This window comes from Desulfatibacillum alkenivorans DSM 16219, from assembly GCF_900142135.1.
GTDB lineage: Bacteria > Desulfobacterota > Desulfobacteria > Desulfobacterales > Desulfatibacillaceae > Desulfatibacillum > Desulfatibacillum alkenivorans.
In genome coordinates this window covers 14079-35900 of sequence record NZ_FQZU01000020.1, presented here as the reverse complement: position 1 = coordinate 35900, position 21822 = coordinate 14079, and the positions used below count along the sequence as shown (strand labels likewise).

20 protein-coding genes are annotated in these 21822 nt (G+C 54.7%); 8 read left to right on the top strand and 12 right to left on the bottom strand.

What is annotated here, in order from left to right; genetic code table 11:
• Positions 1 to 189: 189 nt before the first annotated feature.
• Positions 190 to 2400 (bottom strand): catalase/peroxidase HPI, encoded by a 2211-nt coding sequence (gene katG, locus BUE18_RS15730; protein WP_073477157.1) that lies wholly within the window; start codon positions 2398 to 2400, stop codon positions 190 to 192.
• Entirely contained in the window at positions 2397 to 2876 is a 480-nt protein-coding gene (locus tag BUE18_RS15725; protein WP_073477156.1) for a Fur family transcriptional regulator, read from the bottom strand. The genes katG and BUE18_RS15725 overlap by 4 nt, the downstream gene beginning before the upstream one ends.
• Positions 2877 to 3320: 444 nt before the next feature.
• Here BUE18_RS15725 and BUE18_RS15720 point away from each other — a divergent pair, with 444 nt between their 5' ends.
• Together BUE18_RS15720 and BUE18_RS15715 are read left to right on the top strand one after the other, a co-directional pair.
• On the top strand, positions 3321 to 3962 hold the full coding sequence (locus BUE18_RS15720) for a YkgJ family cysteine cluster protein (RefSeq protein ID WP_073477155.1): 642 nt from the start codon (positions 3321 to 3323) through the stop codon (positions 3960 to 3962).
• A 58-nt stretch (positions 3963 to 4020) separates the two neighbouring features.
• The gene (locus BUE18_RS15715) at positions 4021 to 5496 is read left to right on the top strand and encodes a Fic family protein (RefSeq protein WP_073477154.1); all 1476 of its coding nucleotides are present in this window, start codon (positions 4021 to 4023) and stop codon (positions 5494 to 5496) included.
• 25 nt (positions 5497 to 5521) lie between these two features.
• Here BUE18_RS15715 and BUE18_RS15710 read toward each other — a convergent pair whose 3' ends face one another.
• The 6 genes from BUE18_RS15710 to iorA form a co-directional block, all read right to left on the bottom strand.
• Positions 5522 to 7087 (bottom strand): bifunctional GNAT family N-acetyltransferase/carbon-nitrogen hydrolase family protein, encoded by a 1566-nt coding sequence (locus tag BUE18_RS15710; RefSeq protein WP_073477153.1) that lies wholly within the window; start codon positions 7085 to 7087, stop codon positions 5522 to 5524.
• 225 nt (positions 7088 to 7312) lie between these two features.
• A complete protein-coding gene (locus tag BUE18_RS15705) occupies positions 7313 to 7993 on the bottom strand; it encodes a LysM peptidoglycan-binding domain-containing protein (protein WP_211482817.1) in 681 nt (226 codons plus the stop codon).
• 107 nt (positions 7994 to 8100) lie between these two features.
• Positions 8101 to 8685: an HD domain-containing protein gene (locus BUE18_RS15700; protein ID WP_073477151.1), complete on the bottom strand. Its 585-nt coding sequence runs from the start codon at positions 8683 to 8685 to the stop codon at positions 8101 to 8103.
• Entirely contained in the window at positions 8685 to 9485 is an 801-nt protein-coding gene (locus BUE18_RS15695; RefSeq protein WP_073477150.1) for a TatD family hydrolase, read from the bottom strand. Before BUE18_RS15695 ends, BUE18_RS15700 begins: the two co-directional genes overlap by 1 nt.
• A 28-nt stretch (positions 9486 to 9513) precedes the next feature.
• Entirely contained in the window at positions 9514 to 10101 is a 588-nt protein-coding gene (locus BUE18_RS15690; RefSeq protein ID WP_073477149.1) for an indolepyruvate oxidoreductase subunit beta, read from the bottom strand.
• A 59-nt stretch (positions 10102 to 10160) separates the two neighbouring features.
• Entirely contained in the window at positions 10161 to 12014 is a 1854-nt protein-coding gene (gene iorA, locus BUE18_RS15685) for an indolepyruvate ferredoxin oxidoreductase subunit alpha (protein WP_073477148.1), read from the bottom strand.
• Positions 12015 to 12349: 335 nt separating this feature from the next.
• On the opposite strand from iorA, the gene BUE18_RS15680 reads away from it, so the two are divergent.
• From BUE18_RS15680 to BUE18_RS15665, 4 genes are all read left to right on the top strand, one after another.
• On the top strand, positions 12350 to 13012 hold the full coding sequence (locus BUE18_RS15680; RefSeq protein ID WP_073477147.1) for an XTP/dITP diphosphatase: 663 nt from the start codon (positions 12350 to 12352) through the stop codon (positions 13010 to 13012).
• A gap of 71 nt (positions 13013 to 13083) precedes the next feature.
• The gene (locus BUE18_RS15675; RefSeq protein ID WP_073477146.1) at positions 13084 to 13713 is read left to right on the top strand and encodes a hypothetical protein; all 630 of its coding nucleotides are present in this window, start codon (positions 13084 to 13086) and stop codon (positions 13711 to 13713) included.
• Positions 13714 to 13848: 135 nt separating this feature from the next.
• The gene (locus BUE18_RS15670; RefSeq protein WP_073477145.1) at positions 13849 to 14586 is read left to right on the top strand and encodes a hypothetical protein; all 738 of its coding nucleotides are present in this window, start codon (positions 13849 to 13851) and stop codon (positions 14584 to 14586) included.
• Between the two features lie 84 nt (positions 14587 to 14670).
• On the top strand, positions 14671 to 15258 hold the full coding sequence (locus tag BUE18_RS15665) for a TetR/AcrR family transcriptional regulator (RefSeq protein WP_073477144.1): 588 nt from the start codon (positions 14671 to 14673) through the stop codon (positions 15256 to 15258).
• A 5-nt stretch (positions 15259 to 15263) separates the two neighbouring features.
• Here BUE18_RS15665 and BUE18_RS15660 read toward each other — a convergent pair whose 3' ends face one another.
• Complete coding sequence (locus BUE18_RS15660) at positions 15264 to 15743, bottom strand: protein-tyrosine phosphatase family protein (protein WP_073477143.1); 480 nt, start codon at positions 15741 to 15743, stop codon at positions 15264 to 15266.
• Positions 15734 to 16009 (bottom strand): hypothetical protein, encoded by a 276-nt coding sequence (locus BUE18_RS15655; protein ID WP_073477142.1) that lies wholly within the window; start codon positions 16007 to 16009, stop codon positions 15734 to 15736. The genes BUE18_RS15660 and BUE18_RS15655 overlap by 10 nt, the downstream gene beginning before the upstream one ends.
• Positions 16010 to 16146: 137 nt before the next feature.
• Here BUE18_RS15655 and murI point away from each other — a divergent pair, with 137 nt between their 5' ends.
• Together murI and BUE18_RS15645 are read left to right on the top strand one after the other, a co-directional pair.
• Positions 16147 to 16941, top strand: a complete 795-nt coding sequence (gene murI, locus BUE18_RS15650) for a glutamate racemase (protein WP_073477141.1) — start codon at positions 16147 to 16149, stop codon at positions 16939 to 16941.
• Positions 16942 to 17315: 374 nt separating this feature from the next.
• Positions 17316 to 19970 carry a chemotaxis protein CheW gene (locus BUE18_RS15645; protein WP_073477140.1) on the top strand — a complete coding sequence of 885 codons (2655 nt, stop codon included), beginning with the start codon at positions 17316 to 17318 and terminating at the stop codon, positions 19968 to 19970.
• A gap of 82 nt (positions 19971 to 20052) precedes the next feature.
• Here the strand turns inward: BUE18_RS15645 and BUE18_RS15640 are convergent, their stop codons facing one another.
• Both BUE18_RS15640 and BUE18_RS15635 read right to left on the bottom strand, forming a co-directional pair.
• The gene (locus BUE18_RS15640; protein WP_073477139.1) at positions 20053 to 20589 is read right to left on the bottom strand and encodes a hypothetical protein; all 537 of its coding nucleotides are present in this window, start codon (positions 20587 to 20589) and stop codon (positions 20053 to 20055) included.
• Between the two features lie 108 nt (positions 20590 to 20697).
• On the bottom strand, positions 20698 to 21648 hold the full coding sequence (locus BUE18_RS15635; protein ID WP_073477138.1) for an MBL fold metallo-hydrolase: 951 nt from the start codon (positions 21646 to 21648) through the stop codon (positions 20698 to 20700).
• Positions 21649 to 21822 lie beyond the last annotated feature (174 nt).

Here is a 21822-nt window from a genome sequence, read left to right as displayed (position 1 = left end):
TTACTCAATGATCGGGAATTAATTCAGATATTTTAAACAAAGGCAAGCCCTTTTTTGTGATATGAGAGACCTTGCAAAACGCAACGAGCGGCGCTTCCGGTTAAGGAAACGCCGCTCGATTATTTCTGAGGCTGGCTTTTTCTATCTGTTTCTATGGGGAAAGCCGAAAAAAAAACATCCAGCCGATTATCAGGCCAGGTCAAACCGGTCCAGATTCATGACCTTGTCCCAGGCCGCAACAAAATCCTGTACGAATTTCTCCTGGCCGTCCTGGCATCCGTATACCTCGGAAATGGCCCGAAGCTGGGAGTTGGAGCCGAAAACAAGGTCCACCCGGGTTCCGGTCCATTTGAGCGCGCCGGTCTTGCGGTCGGAGCCTTCAAAGACATCGTCGTCATCGGCGCTCGGCTTCCAAACCGTACTCATGTCCAGCAGGTTCACGAAAAAGTCGTTGGAAAGAGTTTCCTGTTTGTCGGTGAAAACGCCGTGCTTGGAATTTCCGTAGTTGGCGCCGAGCATGCGAAGGCCGCCGACAAGGACCGTCATTTCCGGCGCGGTCAGGGTCAGGAGTTGGGCTTTATCCACCAGCAGCTCTTCCGCCTTGACCGCGAACTTTGCCTTTTGATAATTGCGGAAGCCGTCCGCCTTGGGTTCAAGCACGGAAAAGGAATCTCCGTCGGTCTGCTCTTCCAGGGCGTCCATGCGGCCCGGCGCAAAGGGGACTATCACGTCGGCGCCTGCATTTTTGGCCGCCTTTTCCACGCCTGCACATCCGCCAAGGACGATCAGGTCGGCCAGGGAAACCTTTTTGCCGCCCGACTGTCCGGCGTTGAAATCCTTTTGAATTCCTTCCAAGGCTTGCAACACTTTTTGAAGCTCCGCCGGCTGGTTGACCTCCCAATCCTTTTGAGGGGCAAAGCGAATGCGTGCGCCGTTGGCGCCGCCCCGATTGTCCGAACCCCTGAATGTGGAGGCCGAGGCCCAGGCGGCGGCAACCAATTGGGAAACGGACAGGCCGGAGGCCAAAATTTTCGCCTTGAGGTCCGCAACGTCTTTATCGTCGATCAGTTCATGATCCACGGCGGGAATGGGATCCTGCCAGATCAGTTCTTCTTCCGGGACTTCGGGGCCGAGGTAGCGAGCGCGGGGGCCCATGTCGCGATGGGTCAGCTTGAACCACGCCCGGGCGAAGGCGTCCGCAAACTCTTCGGGGTTTTCCAGGTAGCGCCTTGCAATGGGCTCGTAAATGGGGTCGAACTTAAGGGACAGGTCTGCCGTGGTCATCATGGGGCGGTGTTTTTTGTTGGGATCATGGGCGTCAACCACCATATCCTCGTCGTCCACGTCCTTGGCCAGCCATTGATTGGCGCCGGCCGGGCTTTTGACCAGCTCCCAGTCGTATTTGAACAACACCTTCAAATAGCCCATGTCCCAGGTTGTGGGACGAGGCTTCCAGGCGCCTTCGATGCCGCTGCTAATGGTGTCGCCGCCTTTGCCGCTGCCGTGGCTGCTTTTCCAGCCCAGGCCCATTTCCTCCAAAGGAGCGGCTTCCGGCTCAGGCCCCACTAATGCCGCATCGCCTGCGCCGTGGCACTTGCCGAACGTATGGCCGCCAGCCACAAGCGCCACCGTTTCTTCGTCGTTCATGGCCATGCGTGCGAAGGTTTCGCGCACGTCTTTGCCCGAGGCGATGGGGTCCGGGTTGCCGTCAGGACCTTCAGGATTGACGTAAATCAGGCCCATCTGCACGGCGGCCAGGGGATTTTCCAGGTCCCGCTCTCCGGAATAGCGGCTTTTGGGCTTGTCGCTGGTAGCCAGCCACTCTTCTTCCGAGCCCCAGTAAACGTCCTGCTCCGGCTCCCAAACGTCCTCACGCCCCCCGGCGAAGCCGAAGGTGGGCAGGCCCATGGACTCAATGGCGCAATTGCCGGCCAGAACCATGAGGTCGGCCCAGGAAATTTTCTTGCCGTATTTTTGCTTGATGGGCCAAAGCAGACGCCTGGCCTTGTCCAGATTCACGTTGTCCGGCCAACTGTTCAAGGGGGCCAGACGCTGGCTGCCGGATTCCGCGCCTCCCCGGCCGTCGCCCATGCGGTAGGTGCCTGCGCTGTGCCAGGCCATGCGGATAAAAAGAGGGCCGTAATGGCCGTAATCCGCCGGCCACCATTCCTGAGAGTCGGTCATCAGTTTATACAGATCTTCCTTGACCGCTTTTAAGTCGAGCTTTTTGAATTCCTCGGCGTAGTTGAAATCGCCGCCCATGGGGTTGCTTTTGGACGATTGTTGATGAAGAATATTAAGGTTCAACTGGTTGGGCCACCAGTCTTGATTGGTCGTTCCGCCGCCGGCGACGGGTTTGCTGGTTTTGCCTGTTACAGGGCACTTGCCGTTTTCACTCATGACGTGTCCTCCTCTTGGGCTTTAGGGTTAGGCTTGGCTGCGCATTGCTTGCATACTCCCACGACTTCCAAATGGGCTTTTTCTATGGAACCAAAGTCTTTCACGGATTCCGGGATCTTTATCCCATCCAACTCCTCGCTGTAAAAATCCCGCGTCAAACCGCAACGGGAACAAACAAAATGATGGTGGTTTTCCATGTTGGCGTCAAAACGGGTCCTGTCCCGGGATGCTCCAAGGGTGGAGATCAAACCCAAATCAAGAAGCATCCACATGGTCCTGTACACCGTATCCAGCGACACCGTCGGAAGACGCTCGCGCACTCGCTCATAAACCGTTTCTACATCCGGGTGGTCTATGGACGAAGCAATCACCCGGAAAATCTCCAACCGCTGGATGGTGACTTTTACGCCCGCTTGGCGAATCGCTTTTTCAAAGCGGGCCATGCGTTTATTGGTTTCCTTGAACGATATCTCCATATTGAAATCCTTATGTTATTGACAATCGTTCTTATTTAAGAATATATTCCTGATTATAATGATGTCAAGATGAATTTCAAGATTTTTTCATAAAAATCATTTTAAATTTAATTTTAACTGATAAAATATTGAGTTAAGGCCAAATGCGCCCGTAACCTGTAATCGCTTCCATGGGGGCGCCTGCTGGCCGCATCCATTCTTTTTTGACTGATTTACCCATCAGTTTCTCTTTTTCGGAGGGCGGAGATAAAGTGTTTTTTTAGCTTTTCAATATGTCCGGGAGGCCTTATTTCGGCCTTGAATTTTGGCAAACTACGGGCATTGGAGGAAGTTTTTCCAATAAGTCCTTGCAGATCGGAAATTTTTTCGGCATGACTTAGGATGCAGCATGGACCTGCGCACTTTTAACGCCTTTTTTGAAAGGAATAGACAAGAGAGTTTTAAATGCCGAAAAAGAAGAAATCCCCCGGACCAACCTCCCGACTGGTATTTCCCCAAGACGAACAAAAACACGACTGGCTTTCCCTTCTGCTGGAAGGCTACTTCATAACGGACCAGGGTGTGGCCAAAGGCATTGAACTCATGGAAAAGCAGGGCGCGAAACTGGCCTGCGCCAAGGGGTGCTCGCACTGCTGCGCCACGCACAGGTCCATTCCCGCCTATCCTCTGGAGCTGATCGGCATCACCTGGTATTGCACGGAAAAGCTGGAGGAGCCTTTCCGCACTCCCTTGCTGGCCCAGCTTATGGAGCACAAGCACGGCGACGCCTGCGCTTTTCTGATCGACGGGGTTTGCTCCATCCACCCGTTGCGGCCCATGGCGTGCCGGCAGTTCAACGTATTCAACAAGCCTTGCGAAAAGGACGAGGACGCCTATTACACCCGCCGCAAGGACGTGATGAACCCCATCAAAAAATACACCAACAAGGCGTTTTCCGTTATGATGCCGTTTTACGGGGTGACGGACCGGGCTCAAAAGCGCCATGTGGTGGAAAACGGCCTCATGCACAACATGGCCAAGGACATGCAAAATCTCAATTGGGCCAGCCTCGCCCGCAAGATGATGGAGTTTGACGCGCAGCAATAACCGGGGTAAAAGAAGATCTGGTATCCGCATCAAAAGAAAAAATTAAGAGGAGAAGGCCATGAGCAACCACAAGTGGAAGCCTATTGAGGACTTGCAGGACAACTGGCAGGAACTCGCTTCGCATGAACTTGCTGCCTTTTCCCCTATATGGGCGGAACGAAAGGTTAGATTGGCGGACTCCAAGACGTTCGACCTATTTAACAAGAAATTAATTCGTCAATGGGCCATAGAAACAGGGATTATAGAAGGCCTTTATACCATTGATAGAGGCGTCACCCAGGTGCTGATCGAAAAGGGCATCAAGGCTAGCTTGATTCCTCATGGCAGCATGAATAAGCCCGTTTCAGAGGTAGTGCCTTTAATCAAGGATCAGGAAAACGTTGTGGAGGGGCTTTTTGATTTCGTCTCCCAAAAACGCCGCTTGTCAACTTCATATATCAAGCAGATACATCAAGCCCTAACTGTTCACCAAGACTACGTGGACGGAATGGATTCTCTCGGCTCTCCCATCCGCATGAAACTTCTTAAAGGCGAATGGAAAACCCTGGAAAATAATCCGTCAAGGCCTAACGGCAGCCTTCACCAATACTGCCCGCCGGAGCACACAGCGGCGGAAATGGACCGGCTTGTTTCTTTGCACCATCAGCATAGCGTATTGAATGTGCCGCCCGAAATTGAAGCAGCCTGGCTGCACCATCGCTTCACGCAGATTCATCCCTTTCAGGATGGCAACGGGCGAGTCGCCCGGGCTTTGGCTTCTCTGGTCTTTATCAGGGCGGGGTGGTTCCCGTTAGTTCTTATCAGCGAAGAGCATAGGACAGAGTATATTGAAGCCCTGGAACAGGCGGATGCAGGAGATCTTTCCCCGCTTGTGAATATGTTCGCCCGAATACAAAGGAAAGCCTTCATCAAGGCCTTAGGCGTTTCCGAGGACGTGTTGACGGAAAAAACGACCATGGACGCCATGCTTCAGTCCATATCCGATAAATTGCAAGAGCGCTCACAGGCCCCTTCCATGGAAGAAAACGAAAAGTTGATAGTTTTTGAGTATTCCAAAAAATTGGAGTCGATTGCTAATGAGAAGTTTGTGGAATTGCGGGACAGACTATCCGCAATATTGGCCGATTCGGCAAAGGATGTCCCTGTTTCCGTGCTTCCCAGCAAGCCCAGCGTCAACAACATTTTTAGAAATCAGGTTGCTAAGGCGGCGGAAGAACTTGAGTATACCGCCGATACTTTAAGTTATCACGCCTGGGTGCGGTTGCTGATTGATGACAAGCCGGAGACCCGGTTTGTTTTATCCTTCCATTCTTTGGGCTCAGAGTTTGCCGGCGTGCTGGCTTGTGCTGCATTTTTGGATCAACGGGAATTTGGAGAAAACGGAGAGATTGATGTACAAGGGCCTGTCATTATTTGCCCAGACCCTTTTCAGTTTTCGTATAATCAGGAATTGTCACAAATCATCTCTTCCTTTGAGAAATGGCTCGATCAGGCCCTTCTTTACGGCCTTGCCCAATGGAAACGCAGCCTTTAGCGCCCCCCCCCCCCCCCCTTTTTTTTTACTCCGTCCTGATGATTTCCACCTTGGAGACGGCGTTCAGGTTGTAGAGGTCCGGCCGGCGGTCGTGCAGGGGCCGGACCGTGGCCACATGCCTTTGCTGGGCCAGGGCGGACAGAGTCAGTTCCGAAACCACCGCCGCCTCCACGTTGGGATCGGCCTCGCCTTCCACGCCTTTTTCCGGAAAGGAAAAATCGCTGGGCGTTAAGATGGCGGACTGGCTGTAGTTCAGGAACGATCCCGCCCGGGTCTGCATATTCCCCACGTTGCCGGTCATGACCACGTAGGCGAAATTCTCCACAGCCCTGGCCTGGGAGCATAAACGCACGCGAAAATACGCCTTTTTCTCCTCCGTATAATAGGGCACGAAAAAGACTTCGGCGCCTGCCAATGTCAGCAGCCTGGAGGTCTCGGGAAACTCGATGTCGTAGCAAATCTGGATGGCCACCCTGGCGTACGGCGTTTGAAAAAGACGGATGGCCCGGCCCGGCTGGATGTTGGCCTCCTCCCTTTCCGCCGGGGTGATGTGCAGCTTCTCCTGGGTGTAAACATGGCCCGTGGGCGTGAACAAATGGGCTGTGTTGTATATGGAGTCGCCGTCCCGGACGGGTTGGGAGCCGCCTACGATATAGAGGTTGTATTTCCTGGCCAGCCCTTGGAACATTTCCACGTACCTGTCCGTATACTCGGTGAGCTTGCGCACCATGTCTCCGTAAGTCGTTTCCTTCATGCAACTGAACATCTGAAAGGTGAAATACTCGGGAAAGACCAGAAAATGGCAATGATAGGAGCTGCTGAAGTCGGCGAAAAAGCCCACGTTCCTCTCAATCTCCTCCCAGGACGCCACGGGCTTCATGGCGTATTGAGCCGCGCACACGCGGATGCGCCGCGCCGGATGCTTGACCGAGAAGGAGGAGGCTATGCGCTTTTTCGCCTCGTTGAAATCCGGGTTGGGCATTTCCAGATAGGTGCTGTAATTGAGGCTGGCCTTGTCGATGGTGATGTCCAGCTGAACCTTTTTAACCTGATAGCCGGCCTTAAGATGGGCGTTCAGGGCCTGATCCCGCAGGTCTCCCTTCACCACTTTTTGCACGTATTGCTCGGCGCTCATTTTGCCCGCGTGCTCCTGGTATCCGGGAATGCGGCCGTAGGCGATCATGCGGCGCAGATTATAGCGCTTAAGCAAGGCCCTCCTGCGTTGATACAAAAGCATGGCCACGCCTTTTCTGCGATAGTCGGGATGCACCCCGATGTCCGCGCCGTAGAGCGTGTCTCCGTCCTGATTATGGGTGCTGAAGGTCCCCGCGCCCGTGATTTCGTCCACGTCGTACCAGAAGTCGTCGTCGATGTTGACGATGATGGCCGTGCAATATCCCACAATGCGGTCTTTGTGGACGGCTACGAACTGGCCGTCCGGAAAGGCCTTGAACTGCATTTCGTATTGCCGCTGGCTGTAGATGAATTCAGGCGGATAGTCGCTGTAGATGGCCCGGCTGCATTCGATGATCTGGGGAATGTCCGACTCGCGCCAACGGCGGGTGGTTATTTTCAGGCGTTTTTCTTTCATTGCAGGCGTCCTTTTTTGCCTAAAAAGAAATGGGCGCCGAAGAACGCAGCCCGGCTGGCCATGGCGTTTCCGGCTGTAAAAATCGCCCTGTACAGCCCTCAACAAAATTAATCAACAAAATTTACGGCGTCACAAGATACAAAAACGCAAAAAAGGCGGCCAGAGAACGGGCCGCCTTTTTAATTATTCGAAATTGTTTTAGATCCTGCAAATGTGCAAGGCAAGCTACTCCACGTAGATCTTGTCTCCGGAGTAGATGGGTTCATGCTCTTTCAGGTTGTTCAGCTTGCGCAGGGTGTCCAGGGAAACCCCGTATCTTTTGTGGATGCTGTACAAGGTGTCGCCGGCCTGAACCACGTGGTATTTTCGGTCAGCGCTCTTTGCGGGGGCCGCAGTCCGGGTTGGCGCCGGCGCAGGCGCCGGGGCCGGACGCGATACGGCTGGTGCGGGCCGGGAGCTTGCCTGTCTTCTAATCTCCTCAATCTTGGCCGAAAGTTTCATGCTTTCTTCCACGGCGGTCTGCGCGTTTTGATCGATGCGGTCCAGCTTAATGTTCCAGGCGGCTAAATTGGATTCCAATTTGGTCAGGCGGCTTTCTATGTCCTTCACCTGCTTGGAAACTCCGGAGTAGTCGCCCGTGGGCTCGGAGCCGCCGCCCAGGAAAAAGAACAGGACGGCGATAATCACCAGAACCCCCACAGCTCCGCCGATCCAGTAAAGCATTTGGCGGCCTGTGCTGTCTTCCAGAAAGGATTCATCCTCCTCCCATTCGTCCTCGGTTTTGGCTTCTTCGGTAAAACCCGGGTTGGAGAAGCCGCTTTCCACGGGCTCCGCTTCCATGAATTGCTCTTCAGGCGACTTTGCTTTGAATTGATCGTCCATGTGCTGCTGCTCCTGTTCGGACATGTGTTCCCCCTTGTTTTTGGCCACTCTGTTCGTGGATTGCCTCCGCCTTTTGGAGTCCCCCATCTTACTGTCCCCTTCAACGGTTGTCAAATGTCCAGGATCCGGCTTTACTGTTTATGGGATATTTTCAGGCCCTTCCACCAGTCGGAAGGGGCGGCGTCCATCGCAGCCTGTGCGATTTCGCGGGCCGCCTCCGTGTGAAGCCCGGCCAGGTTGTTTTCTATCCAATCCTGGACCGGAAACCCACGCTGCAAGTATTCTTTTGCCGTCAGCAGGCATTCCAGATGATCGGCGTCCGCGACAATTTTAGCCTCCAGGCTGGATTCGTCGTAAAGCTCCCTGGCCAGATCAGCCATTTCCTTTCCCAATTCCGAAGGAAGGCTGTCCGCCTGGTCTTCGGCGGCCCTGACATTGGCCGTGGGGCAGTCAAAGTAACGCTGGGCGACTTTGTGGAGGTCGTTGATGCGGGCCTCGGGGATGTCGTGGTACAAGGCCATGGTCAGGACCTTTTCCCGGTTGGCGCCAATGATTTTAGCCAGCATGCCCGCCAGAACGGCGGTGCGAAAGCTGTGCTCGGCCACGCTTTCCGGAGCATCCACGCCCGCCACCCACCAGCCTGAGCGGTCCACTCTCCTCAACTGTCCTGCTTCGTACAGGAATCGGGCGATTTTTTGAGCGCGGCCCTTATCCATTAGCTTAGCTCCAACTCGTCCGGGCTGATGCCGTATAGCCGGCAAGTATTGTTGAAGACCAGATCCGCCAGGGCGTCCACGTCCTGGGACCGGACTTCCGCGGTTTTTTCCAGCACTCGCCTGACAAAGGCCGGCTCGTTGCGACGGAATTTGTTTCTTTCCGGCGAAGGCGTCAAATAAGGCGCGTCGGTCTCCACAAGAATCCGGTCGTCCGGGATTTCCGGCGCCATGGCCCGCAATTCCTTGCCCCGGGCCTTATGGGTGATTACTCCGGTGATGCCAATATGGAATCCCATGTCCAGATAGACGTGCATTTCGTCCCTGGTTCCGGAGAAGCAATGCACCACCCCGCCCTGGCCCGGCTGCAATTCAGCCCGAAGGATTTCCAACAGCCTGCCGTTGGTGTCCCGCTCATGGATGATCAGGGGCAGGCCGGTTTCACGGGCCATTTGAATCTGGCGGATGAACCATTTTTCCTGGACGTCCTGGGGTGAAAACATGCGGTTGAAGTCCAGTCCGGTCTCCCCCCAGGCCTTGACCTTGGGGCTTTTGGCCAGCTCCCTCAGTTTTTCCAGGACCTTTTCGCTGCACGACTTGGCGTCGTGAGGATGCACCCCCACCGAAGTAAAGCAGTTTGCCGAGGCCTCGCACAAGGGCACGGCCTTGCGGCAGGTTTTCAGAGTGATGCCCACAATCATGCAGGCGATCACCCTGTTATCTTTGGCGCGATCCAGGGTTTCCTGGAAATCGTCGTCGTAGGACTTGTCGTCAATGTGACAGTGGCTGTCAAAAATACGCATTACAAAGTTGCTCTACCCAAGCCTTTCTCTAAGCAGCGGCTTCGAAGCCCAAATCAAAGGCCTTGAGGTTGGATTCCAAAAACGCTTGTTTGGTGTTGTCCTTGATGGCCTGCTTGGCCGTGTCCGCCGAAATGGGAATGATCCCCGAGCGGATCAGGGCGCCCAGCAGCACCATGTTCAATCCCAGGGGGTTGTTGGCTTCGTGGGCCAGCTTGAGCGCGTCAAAAGCCTTGAGGCTGGCGGTTTTGGCGGAAATCAGGTCCAGCATCTGATTCAAGGGCGGATACACGCCCTTGCCGATGGCCGCAGTGAACGGGGGCAGGGGGCTGGTGTTGGTGATCACCGCCGTATTCTTGTTGCACCGGTTCAAGGCGCGAAGCGTTTCGGCGGGCTCAAATCCCAAAAGGACGTCCGCCTCGGAGTCGGAAATGATGGAGCTTTGGGCGTCGCCGAATACAATGGAAGACTCCACCACACCGCCCCTCTGGGCCATGCCGTGGATCTCGCTCATATGAACGGGGATGCCCGATGCCAGGGCCGCCTCGCCCAGGACGCGAGCGGTAAGCAGGTTGCCTTGTCCTCCCACGGCCACTATGATCAGTCTTACAGGGTCCATGTCTTATATCCTTTCTTATGAGGGAAAGCGCCCCGCAAAAGGCGCTCCCTTATAATTCATTAATCCCTGATGGGAACGATTGCGTGTTCCGGGCAAACCTGGGCGCAAACCGCGCAGCCGATGCATTGCTCCGCATTGATGGCCACCTTGTTGTTTTCCACGTACATGGCCGGACAGCCAAGGGCGTCCACGCACAGCCTGTGGTCCTTGCATTTTTCCATATCGATGCGGAAAGGCTTCTTGACCGGCCGCTTGAGCGCCTTGGCGTACAGGGGGCAAAGCTCCTGGGCGATGATGACGGAAACGCCCTGGTAGGCCAGGGCTTCCTTGATGGCGTCCACGCTTTTTTGCACCTTGTACGGCTTGATCACCGTCACGCTTTCCACGCCCAGGCCTTTCACCACGTTTTCAATGGAAATCCGGTTGTAGCCTTCCTGGCCCATGGCGTCGCGGTCCACGCCGGGATTGGGTTGATGCCCGGTCATGGCCGTTGTTCCGTTGTCCAGGATGACCATGGTCACGTTGTGGTTGTTATGCACCGCGTTGATCAGGCCGGGGACGCCGGAATGGAAGAACGTGGAGTCGCCGATGTAGGTGACCACCTTCTGGTCGATGAACTTGGAGAATCCGCAGCCCGTGCTGATGGAGGAGCCCATGCAGATCAGGAAGTCCGCCGAGGAAAGGGGAGGCAAAACCCCCAGAGTGTAGCATCCGATGTCTGTGGGATGCATGATTTCCATGTTTTCAGCGGCCTTTTTGACTTCGTAGAACACGGCGCGGTGGGTGCAGCCGGCGCACAGGTTGGGCGGCCTGGCCGGAATTTCCGGAACGTCCGAAAGATCCAAGACCGCAGCCGGCGCCAGATCCACGCCAAAGAACCCGGCGATGGCCTTTCTCACGCCCGCGGGGTCGAATTCCCCTTCCCGGGAGAAAAGCTCGGGGCCTTTGCCCTTGATCGGAATGGTGCAGCCAACTTCCTGGGCCATGGAGCGGACGGCTTCTTCCATAAAAGGTTCGCCTTCTTCCGCAACCAGGATCTTTTCCTTGCCCTTCAAAAATTCGGTTACCTTTGCAACCGGCATGGGATTGGAAAAGCCGATCCTCAAAATGCTGACTTTGTCCGTGACGCCCAGATCGTTCAAAGCGTCGCACACGTAATTGTAACTCACGCCGTTGCACACAATGCCCCAGGCGCCGCCGCCCTGAACATAGTTGTAATCGGACTGGTCCGTGATCTTTTCCGCTTCCGTCAGCCGTTGGAGCAAACGGGTGTGAAGCCTGCGGGAAACCGCCGGGATGGCCACCAGGTTAAAAGGATCCTTGGTAAAGGAGCCCTTGATGTTGGGCTTGACAAGCTCGCCCAGGGTGATGGCGCCCGTGGAGTGATTGATGCGCGTGGTGGTGCGCAGAATCACGGGCTCGCCCAGCTTTTCGGAAAGCTCAAAGGCGTAGGTGGCCATTGCTTTGGCTTCGGGCAGGGAAGAGGGCTCCAATACGCACAATCCGGCCATCTTGCCGTAATACCGGTTGTCCTGCTCGTTCTGGCTGGAAAACATAAAAGGATCGTCCGCCGTCAAGAGCACCATGCCGGCTTTGACGCCGATGTACGCCAGGGTCATGAGAGCGTCGGCCGCCACATTCACCCCAACGTGCTTCATTACGCACATGCTGCGGATGCCCGCGTTTGCGGCTGCGGCCGCTACTTCCAGAGCCACCTTTTCGTTGGTGGAGTATTCAAAATACAGGTCGCTTTCCTTGGACATCTGAAAAAAGGCCAGGGAAAGTTCCGAAGAAGGCGTGCCCGGATAGGTTGTGGCGCAGGCCACACCGGCCTCCACCGCGCCTCTGGCGATGGCCTCGTTTCCCAGAACAAGCATTTCCTTTCCTGGTTGGTCTAACAACAGCTTGTGCATGGCAGATTCCTTTTTAAGGTTTGTTGGTTTTTCATTTCATAAGACGATATTTGACGCCCGGACCTTAACCCCAGGCATATTTACGGAAAATCCTCACGCGCCAGAGCATGGTGCGCGTTGATTTAAACCTTATTTTCATATACGAGGATATACAGCCTGTAAAGGCTTTTCCATGAGCAGGCTCCGGCGGGGCGAGCCGCAAAAAAAACGCCGGGCGTTAAAAAACTCGCGGCTATAAGGCCTGAGGGACTTCGATTGCGGCCAAATATTGCCTAAAAGCTCCAAATGGTGTAACTCAAAAGGATATTTTAAGATTCATTGTAAGGAGGCAGCACATGACCACCCCCAAGACGACTTTGGTTCTTGCCACGCGCAATAAAGGAAAAACCCGGGAAATCATGGAAATCCTGAAAGGATACCCGGTAACCATTAAGAATCTGGACGATTTCGGCCCCATTCCGGAAGTGGAGGAAGACGGCGAAACCTTTGACGACAACGCATACAAAAAGGCCAGCATCACCGCGCGGATGCTGGGATTCCCCGCCCTGGCCGACGACTCCGGCCTGGTGGTGAACGCCTTGAACGGCGCTCCCGGCGTTTACAGCGCCCGCTACGGCGGAGAGGACCTGGACGACGCAGGCCGTTGCGATTTGATTTTAAAGGAGTTGGAAGGCAAGGAAGACCGCTCCGCAGCCTTTGAGTGCGTCATATCCCTGGCCGTGCCCACGGGCGCCGCTCTGACCTACGAGGGCAGGGTGGAAGGGGTCATCACGGAAAACAAAGCCGGCGACAACGGGTTTGGCTACGATCCGGTTTTCTATTATGAACCCTTTGGCAAGACATTCGCCCAATCGACCTCCGAGGAAAAAAATCAGGTCAGCCACCGCGGCAAGGCCCTAAGCGAAATGGCCGCCGAGTTTGACAAGGTTCTGATTTGGATTGATCAGCAGTTGCGAAACACCCCCGGCCAAGGGGGGCAGTGCCTTAGCGGTGAGTAAGCTACAGAGCCGGGAGTTGATTCCCGGCTTTGTTTTTACACGGAAAAATGTTCTTGTTCGGGAGGTGCATTATGAAAACAAGGTTCTTTGTTTTAACGCTGCTCGCAACTCTGGCGTTTTGCTTTTCCGCCTACGCCGGCCAAAGCATGTTTTTTGACGCCAACGGAAATCCCATAACCGAACGGGAATATAAAAAGCAACAGGAGTCCAACCGGGCCAGGCAGGCGGCGCATCTGGAAGAAGTCCGCAGGGACCAGATGGAGCGTGAAAAGGCCAAGGCGCGCAAACGCCAGGAAAAATGGGCCGCCAAGGAGGCGAAAAAGAAGGCCCAACAGGCCGCCCAGGCTGAAAAACAGGGGGCCAAAGCCAATTCCGGCGCCGCTGCCTCCTCCCTGGATCAGATTATTTCACGCCAGAACACCGGGGCGGGCGTTTCCGCGCCCGGCCAATCCGCTTTGAATACCTTCGACTGCTATACATACAGCGAAATGTACGCCCAGGCGGAAGACATGTATGTGGAATTTATTTCCGGGAGATCCGTGATTCAAAAAGTCCTTATGAACGGCGTCTGGCGCAATGTGGAGCCGTGCGGAGACGGAGGCTTTAGGGTGGGCCAGCGCCTTCCCAATCTCAAAGACATTCAATGGAGCCACAACAAACTTAATCCCGACAAAAAAACCGGCGGCCATAAGGGCGATTAGCCCGAGACGTTATTGAATATCGATCTGTTTTATTATCAAATATATAGATGGATTGGGCTGCCTGTTGCAGCCCATCCGGCATAGGCGATCCGCATTTCACGTGGATTCTGTTGCAGCTGTTCAGAAAGGAGCGCCATGAAGGTTAGAATTTTCGCCCTTATGTTTATCCTGGGCATATGTTTGGTTTTTGTTGCGAACGCCGGACAAGGTTTTTATTTTGATCCTTACGGAAATCAGGTTTCGGAAAAGGACTATTACGACATAGTCCGAATCATCAGGGAACAGCGGAGGGTGAGCCGGGAGGAGGCCGAGGCCGCCAGGCTGGAGCGTGAAAAGGCCATGGCCCGCGCCCGCTGCGAAAAATGGGCCGCCGAAAAAGCGGCAAAGCAAGCGGAGGACGCGGACCAGGATGCGCAGCAGGGCGCAGACGATGAAGCTGCAGTAGTCAAAATGGAACAGACCCTTGCCGGGCTTGATTTGAACGAAAAAAAGAAGGTCCGCAGCTATTCCGACATAGATTTTCCCTCCGTTAAAAAAGCGGAAGAAAAGCCTCATGCCGCTCATGAGCAGCAAGATGGAGGCGATGCTTTACGGGATTTTCCCTTTAATCGGCAGGATCCTCAGGATGCAGGGGCTGAAGATTCGCTTCCTCCCGGCTCGCTTCTTAATCTCACCGATTGTTATACGTTGGAAGAGTTAGAGGCCAAAGCTCGAAGGGTTTGGACGCAAGGTATGGGAGACGATGAGGCGCCTGAGGAAGTCCTGGTTGGAAAACAGTGGCGGGCGGTCATCCCATGCGGAGCCGGCGAGTATAAAATAGGGAGAGTTTTGCCTAAAATTAATCTGAATCCCAAAGGCTTTGAAGAGTATTAATGCAAGGCCGGCATGCGCCCGGCCTCAATCGCCGTTCATTGTCAGGCGTTGAAAATGGTTCATGCGCCTGTTAGAGACGTCCATATGCCAGAAACCCAGGTTCCTGAGAAAATAAAAGAACGGCTTTATCCCGTGGTTCTGGACCTGTTTTCCTCCCAGGACTTCCACCAGGTGAACATGCGGGAAATCAGCCGCCGCACCGGGCTGAGCTCCAGCACCCTGTACCGCTACTACCGGTCCAAGGAGGCCATGGTCTTCGCCATTCTGGAAGACAAGATCTCCTTGATCAGCGACGGCGTGCAGGAGCATATCAAGGGGCTGGAAAGCGCCCGGGAGATGATCCGTAAGAGCTTTTGGATCACCTTTGACTTTTATGATAACAATCCCGGCGTGGCCGTCACGGCCTTCATCACCGTGCCCATGCGCACCTGGATGCAGACCCCGGGGTACCGCAGCGAATCCACCAAGGACATCATCACGCAAATTATCGAACACGGAAAAGCCCGGGGCGAAATCCTGCCCGACGTCACGGCCTCCCAGGCCCTGGACCTGTATTACATGTTCTGTTACCGCCAGATCCACAAATGGTATTTTCACGGCCGTAAGTGGAAGCTGGTGGACGCCATTCCCCGTTTTTTCGATTTGTTCTGGAGAGCCGTTTCCGGCGATTAGCTGGTTTATCCCAAATAGTCCAACAGGAATTGTTTTTGCGCGGGGGACAGGGCGGTGATGGGCCGGAGGGACCGAACCCGCCGGATGGCGGCCTCGCCGTCCAGGTTTTCCTTGCGGGCCAGCCAGGCGGCCAGGACCGTTCCTGTGCGGCCGCGGCCTTCCAGGCAATGGGCGGCGACGCCCACGCCCTGATCCAGGCAGTGGTCCATGAAGTCCACGGCCAGTTCCAGGGTTTTCCTGCCTGGGGCTTCGTAATCGTCAATGGGCGCGTGCAGATGGAGAAATTCGGCCGCAGTGTATTCCAGGCCCAGATAGTCTTCTTCGGTGAGCGTGAGTATGGCGCCGACGCCTTTTTCCCTCAAGGCGGCCAATGTGTCCTGAATTTTGGATTTCCAGGGCTCGCCCATGCCGGCTATGGGATAAGGCTCCAAAAAACCGAACAGAATTTGATCCAGCAATGGATGGGGCTGGCGAATCATTCCCATTCATCCGCTTCCATGACCCGGTACATGTCATGCCCTTCGCCGTCGGACAGGATTTTTATTACGATGTTTTTTGCTTCCAGAATCTTGTGCGCGTTGGCCAATTCGTCGGGCGTTCCGTTCCACATTCCGAGTATGTTTTTTGCGGAAACGGTGGCGCCTCCATCCACCAGGCCGCAGCACAACAAATACAGGGAGACAGCCTCCACCGGCAAATCCAGGGAAAAAATCCGCTGGTCCATGGTGCGGGAACTGTTTCCGGAATCCATATAAAACCTCCTGCAATGCATCCAAAAAAGAGAATGATGGTTCAATGACGGTTCTTGACTTGCTTCCTGGCAACTATTATACATTTTTCGGCTTATGTCATGATTTTTTTTAATAAACTCCTGAAAGGAGCCTTTGATTGATCGGCATATTCGACTCAGGAATCGGCGGCCTGACCGTGGCCAGGGCCGTCATGGAGCTCTTTCCCCATCTTAACATCTGTTATTTCGGGGATACGGCGCGCACCCCTTATGGAACCAAAAGCAAGGATACGGTGACCCGCTACGCCGTGGAAAACACCGGCTTCCTGTTGGATCAAGGGGCCAAGATCATCGTGGTAGCCTGCAACACGGCCTCCGCCGTGGCCGTACCCACGCTGCGGGAGCGATTCGACGTTCCGATTTTTGAGGTGATTTCTCCGGCCGTGGATATGGCCCTTTCCCTTGCCAAAGCCAAACGCATCGGCGTGATCGGCACCCGGGGAACCATCAACAGCGGCATTTACGAAAGGCTGATCAAGGAGCGCGATCCTGAGCGCAAGGTTTTCAGCGAACCCTGCCCCTTGCTGGTATCCCTGGTGGAGGAAGGGTGGATGAAAAAACCCGAAACCCGCATGATCGTCAAAAAGTATCTCCACCCCCTCAAGGCGCAGCAAATCCAGTCCCTGATCCTGGGCTGCACCCACTACCCTATCCTTAAGCAGCTCATCGCCCGCAAGATCGGCAAACGGGTGAAGATTGTGGACTCCTCCGAGGCCGTGAGCATCAGCCTGAAGCGCTACCTGGACGACAACCCCCAGGTGATGCAAGGCTTGTCAAAAGGAGGCGAGTCCATATTTCACGTTTCCGACGTCACCGCTCAGTTCGCCAAGACGGCCCAGCTCATCCTCAACAGGCGGGTGGATTTGCAGCACGCCACGCCTTTGGAATGCTGATCGGCTGGGTAATCCATAGAAGTTATGGAAATTTATAAGTATTTTGGGGGAGTGTTATTTTTCTTCGCGATAGTCTTGCTTCCTGTGAATAATTGCATTTTTGAATAATTAATTTTAACTTTCTACATTTTTGTACTCAATTGTGGCGCGCATATTGCATCTTTTCTCCGCGGAAGTCAGGGAGGCGCTCCGCCCGGCATCGCCTAAGCAAGGTCCCCAATGATCCCGTGTTAATACACACGAAACCTCTCATGTAGTCTTGCAGTTAAGTCATCCCTTTCGGCGAGGTTAGGGCGGAGAGCGGTGTCCGTTGAAGTTTTGCTACGAAACTTGAATTGAAATTTTGGCGACGAATGACAGGTGAGGAGAAAAAGATGACGGAAACTTTTGTTTACAAAGATGTTATTCTTCCGAAAAGACTGCAGGGCGTCATCAATTGCATGGCTGACGTTGAAAGCTGCCGCGAAGAACTGGGCAAGTTGGGAAGTCAGTGGGATTTGCTGACTATTTTGGGGCAGATGGGCGGAACCCGCACTGACATGACCGGCACTCGCATGGGATTTCAGGGCCTCACCGCCGAATTGCTTAGCCAGCTCGGCCTGGAGTCGCTTAAAAAGACGGTTCAGGACATCAGCGCTAAAGCGCAGGTTGTGGTGGATATCGTCATCCGCAACTTATTTGAAAGAACGGCGGACATCGGCTTTCTGGCAACGGACGATGATATTCGGGATTTTCTAAACGAAATCAAGATGTATAAAGCAGAGGACGAGGGCGCCGGCCATGACCGGCGGAGGCTCACCGCCGCAATGGTAAAACGTTTTCGGGAGTACGTCGCCAAGTACTCCGTTTATTTTGATATTGTTTTGATGGATCCGGAAGGCCATGTGGCCGCCCGTCTGGATGATAAGCAGCCTCTGGAACAATCAAAGGATCCCCTCATTCGGGAGGCGCTTGCCACCCGGGGGGAGTACGTGGAGATTTTCCGTGAAACGGACCTGCTTCCCAACGCCGGGGACTCCCTTGTTTATGCGTACCGGGTTACGCAAAACAATGACCCGTCGTCGCGCCCCCTCGGCGTGCTGGCGCTCTGCTTTCGATTTCAAAACGAAATGGACGGCGTTTTCAGAAACCTGAAAAGCGAGGATGACTGGGCGGTTATGACGCTTCTGAATAAAGACGGCGAGGTCATAGCCAGTTCCGATGAATATCACGTCCCCATCGGCGCTAAGATGGAGCTGGCCCTGGACGCCGAATATCGCGTGGTCCGCTTCGCCGGCAGGGAGTATCTGGCGAAAACCTGCAAAACAACCGGATATGAGGGATTCTTTGGGCTTGGCTGGCTGGGGCATGTCATGCTTCCCCTTGACCACGCTTTTGACCAGTCCGGCGATTCGGACTTGAAACAGCGCGTGGAAGAAACCATTCTTGAGGCCGTAATGAGCGACCCCCAGCTGTTTTCCCAGGAGCTCCGCGGCATTCCCATCCAGGCTGACCAGATTCAGTCGGAGCTGGAGCGGACCGTGTGGAACGGCAATGTGTGCGAAAGCGACGCCTCTTCAAAAGTGCTTCTCTGGAACATCTCACGCGCCGGCTCCCGCACAAAAGCGGTGTTTGAAGAGTCCATCGGCAACCTGCATGAAACCGTGGTTTCGGCCATTCTCGGGGACGTGGAGTTCCAGGCGGCCCTGGGCGTCGACATCATGGACCGCAACCTCTACGAGCGGGCCAACGATTGCAGGTGGTGGGCGCTGACCTCCGCCTTTCGCCGCTTGCTTGCTCAAGAAACGGTTTCCGCCGGGGATAGAAGGAAAATCACGGATATCCTGCAATACATCAATGGATTGTACACCGTCTACACCAACCTTTTCGTTTATAACGCCAAAGGCGAAATCCTCGCCGTCTCCAATCCGGCGGAGGAGGAAATCGTCGGCGCGATAATCAATGAAAGATGGGTTTCGCAAACCCTGGCGTTGCGGGACAGCCAGCGATACAGCGTGTCCCCTTTTGAAAAATCAAACCTCTACAACGGGCGCCACACCTATATTTACGGAGCGTCCATCACGGATGTCAGGGACTCTTCCCGCGTGCTAGGCGGAATCGGCATTGTTTTTGACAGCGAGCCGCAGTTTGAAGCCATGCTCAAGGATTCCCTGCCCAGAAACAATAAGGATGAGGTCAGCGAAGGCTGTTTCGGCATCTTCGCCGATCGCAATCAAACCATTATCAGCTCCACGGACCCGGCCCACCCAGTCGGAGAAAAGCTGAACATCGGAGCGGAATTCTTCTCCCTGCCTAACGGCGAAAAAACCTCCCGCATCATAGAATACCGGGGGCAGTACTATGCGGTCGGCGCCTGCACTAGTTTCGGATATCGCGAGTACAAAGTCAGCGACAGCTACCGGAACGACATCATCGGCTTGGTTTTTGCGCCCTTGGCTAAGGTTCAGGAGCAAAAAGCCCCAATCGGGTTGAGGAGAGAGTTTGGGATGGACATCGGCCGCGCGCGCACAGGAGGACTGGACTGCGTTGAAATGGCCACTTTTTATATTGGCGCCAAATGGCTGGGAGTCAACGCCCAGTGCGTTGTGGAAGCCGTCAATTTTAAAGGCGTCTCAGCCATTCCCGGCGCCCATCCGATTGTTCGAGGTAAAATGTTGTACAATAATCATGTAATTCCCGTGCTCCTTATCCATTCCGAACTCAGGGCCGCCAAACCCGCTGATGAATCACGCTCAAGCGTTATAGTTGTGCAATACACGGATGAAAATGACAAAAAGCAGCTTATCGGCATTGTTGTGGATTCCCTCGGCGAAATCCCCGAAATAGACAAAAGCCGGATTGTGGAATCCCCCTCCTTGTTTGATCGCAAAGGGCTGGCCAGGAGCGTGGTCAAGCCGGACCCTGGCTCGGAATGCTCCGAGATGTTCGTTGAACTCAACCTGGAGCGTTTGATCGATTGCCTCACGGACGATATTCAGGATGAACTGGCCGCTGAATTCAAGCAGCTTAACGCGCAATTTCAGGCTTAAACAAGCTGGCGGGTTGGAAGACGTTGTGCGTCTTAACGGCTATAGAGGGGAAGGCCCAAAGCCTTTCCCCTCTTCAATGCGTCTAATTCATCATGCGCGGTTCTGCGGGGGGCGTGACGTCCGCCTGGGAGAGCAGCTTGAGGGACAAGCCCCAGCCAGCCCGGTCCGCCGCGTCGGCGATGAGCTTGCGCACTGAATGAAGCATGTTCTCCGCCAAAGCCAAAGTGACCGCCGGGCCTTCCTCGCCTTGCATAATCAGGACCTTTTTCCCGTCCTCAGCCCTCTTGATCTGCATTTTGGTTATCAGGACCGGGTTTTCGCCCAAAGGCATGACCGTTTTTTCCTCGTTCCGGTACGGCGTGGAGAAATCCGCAGATGACAGCGCCGCTTCCTCTTTGAACTGGCGTACAGCCTCCTGTTGGGAAGGCTGTACCGCCGGGTCGAACTCCTGATCCGCCTTCATGGCTTTTTCCAGCCCTTGCCACATTAGCTGGACAAAACGGCGGGTAAGCCACAGGCGGTATTCCGCCGCCCCTTCGGGCGTGGATGCATTCATGCGGAGCAACAACCGGTCTTCCGCGGGATCGTATCGGACGTTAATCTGGGTCGGGCCGCTCATTGTTTAGTATATTCATTCCTTCCGTTAGGTAGGGGGTCAAGTCTACGTTTGACGTTTGAGACTTCGAATAAGCGCTCAAACGTCAAACGTAGACTTGACCCCATTGCGTTACGCCGAAAAAGTCAGCACGGTGCCTGCCATGTTGGTAATATATGCCTGGGGCATTTCCTTTTCAAAAGCCATGGCCGCGTTCCTGCCCGTGCAATGGGTCGGGATCACGTAATCCGGGCTGAACTCCTTCATGGCCTGGATGGTGGGATCGATCAACGGCGCTCCGGCCGGGCCGGAAAGATGAAATCCGCCCATGACGCAATGCACCTTGCTCACGCCGGTTACGTCTATGGCGTGTTTGACCGTGTTGATCACCCCGGAGTGGGCGCAACCGGTCAGAACCACCAGGCCTTTGCCTTTGAGGTTCATGACCAGGGCCGTATCGTCTTCCAGAGGATCCAGCAGGTCCTCCCCATTTTTTTCGTAATACATGGGGGAGCCTTTTTCAAAATCCGTCACCCTGGGAACCTGGCCCAGAAAAAGCACGTCGCCGGAAACCAAAGACATGGGGCCGGCGCTTTCCACCGCATTGAACCCGGAGTCCTTTACATAGTCCCTGGTGAGCACCGGCAAGGTGATCTTGAGTTCCGGCATGGGCATGACAAACCGGCTGGTCTGAAAGGCCTCGGGATGAAGCACCAGGTCCAGGCCTTTGTCGCCGATCAGCCCGGCCATGGCTCTCATGCCGCCGAAATGGTCCATATGCCCGTGGGAGAGACAAGCGACCTGTATACCAGAGAGGTCGCAATTGACGGCCTGGGCGTTTCTGGCCGCCACGTCTTCGCTCAGTCCAAAGTCAAAGAGCACGGAGCTCTTTTCCTCCCCCCGGAACGTGTTCACCACGGATGCAAATCCGTGTTCCGCCAGCACGGAATTGGAAAAAACCGTCCCCTTGATGGGCATGGCTCTGCTGACGACTTCGCTGTTGTCCATGGACAACAGATCCACAAAGTTGTCTTCCAGGGTGGTTATAACGACTTTATCCACTTCATTTAACTGAACCGCCATGTTCCGCCTCCTTGGTTTTGTCTCCCGGCTATCCAAAAGGGCTGTCTGCGGCATGTCCCGACTCGGACCGGACGGTCCGAAAAGATGGGGAACTGTATAAGAATGAGCTACCATGATTTTGGGATGGTGTCCACCTTACTGAGATGTGTTTTTTACCCGGGGCCGGATTCCAGC

What these genes read in the sequence shown, in the direction of transcription:
- BUE18_RS15660 (WP_073477143.1), bottom strand. Translation starts at nt 15,743, where the DNA reads ATGGGAATGATTCGCCAGCCCCATCCATTGCTGGATCAAATTCTGTTC.
- BUE18_RS15665 (WP_073477144.1), top strand. Translation starts at nt 14,671, where the DNA reads ATGCCAGAAACCCAGGTTCCTGAGAAAATAAAAGAACGGCTTTATCCC.
- iorA (WP_073477148.1), bottom strand. Translation starts at nt 12,014, where the DNA reads ATGCACAAGCTGTTGTTAGACCAACCAGGAAAGGAAATGCTTGTTCTG.
- katG (WP_073477157.1), bottom strand. Translation starts at nt 2,400, where the DNA reads ATGAGTGAAAACGGCAAGTGCCCTGTAACAGGCAAAACCAGCAAACCC.
- BUE18_RS15715 (WP_073477154.1), top strand. Translation starts at nt 4,021, where the DNA reads ATGAGCAACCACAAGTGGAAGCCTATTGAGGACTTGCAGGACAACTGG.
- BUE18_RS15680 (WP_073477147.1), top strand. Translation starts at nt 12,350, where the DNA reads ATGACCACCCCCAAGACGACTTTGGTTCTTGCCACGCGCAATAAAGGA.
- BUE18_RS15640 (WP_073477139.1), bottom strand. Translation starts at nt 20,589, where the DNA reads ATGAGCGGCCCGACCCAGATTAACGTCCGATACGATCCCGCGGAAGAC.
- BUE18_RS15670 (WP_073477145.1), top strand. Translation starts at nt 13,849, where the DNA reads ATGAAGGTTAGAATTTTCGCCCTTATGTTTATCCTGGGCATATGTTTG.
- BUE18_RS15700 (WP_073477151.1), bottom strand. Translation starts at nt 8,685, where the DNA reads ATGGATAAGGGCCGCGCTCAAAAAATCGCCCGATTCCTGTACGAAGCA.
- BUE18_RS15720 (WP_073477155.1), top strand. Translation starts at nt 3,321, where the DNA reads ATGCCGAAAAAGAAGAAATCCCCCGGACCAACCTCCCGACTGGTATTT.
- BUE18_RS15725 (WP_073477156.1), bottom strand. Translation starts at nt 2,876, where the DNA reads ATGGAGATATCGTTCAAGGAAACCAATAAACGCATGGCCCGCTTTGAA.
- BUE18_RS15695 (WP_073477150.1), bottom strand. Translation starts at nt 9,485, where the DNA reads ATGCGTATTTTTGACAGCCACTGTCACATTGACGACAAGTCCTACGAC.
- BUE18_RS15690 (WP_073477149.1), bottom strand. Translation starts at nt 10,101, where the DNA reads ATGGACCCTGTAAGACTGATCATAGTGGCCGTGGGAGGACAAGGCAAC.
- BUE18_RS15710 (WP_073477153.1), bottom strand. Translation starts at nt 7,087, where the DNA reads ATGAAAGAAAAACGCCTGAAAATAACCACCCGCCGTTGGCGCGAGTCG.
- BUE18_RS15705 (WP_211482817.1), bottom strand. Translation starts at nt 7,993, where the DNA reads ATGTCCGAACAGGAGCAGCAGCACATGGACGATCAATTCAAAGCAAAG.
- BUE18_RS15675 (WP_073477146.1), top strand. Translation starts at nt 13,084, where the DNA reads ATGAAAACAAGGTTCTTTGTTTTAACGCTGCTCGCAACTCTGGCGTTT.
- BUE18_RS15635 (WP_073477138.1), bottom strand. Translation starts at nt 21,648, where the DNA reads ATGGCGGTTCAGTTAAATGAAGTGGATAAAGTCGTTATAACCACCCTG.
- BUE18_RS15645 (WP_073477140.1), top strand. Translation starts at nt 17,316, where the DNA reads ATGACGGAAACTTTTGTTTACAAAGATGTTATTCTTCCGAAAAGACTG.
- BUE18_RS15655 (WP_073477142.1), bottom strand. Translation starts at nt 16,009, where the DNA reads ATGGATTCCGGAAACAGTTCCCGCACCATGGACCAGCGGATTTTTTCC.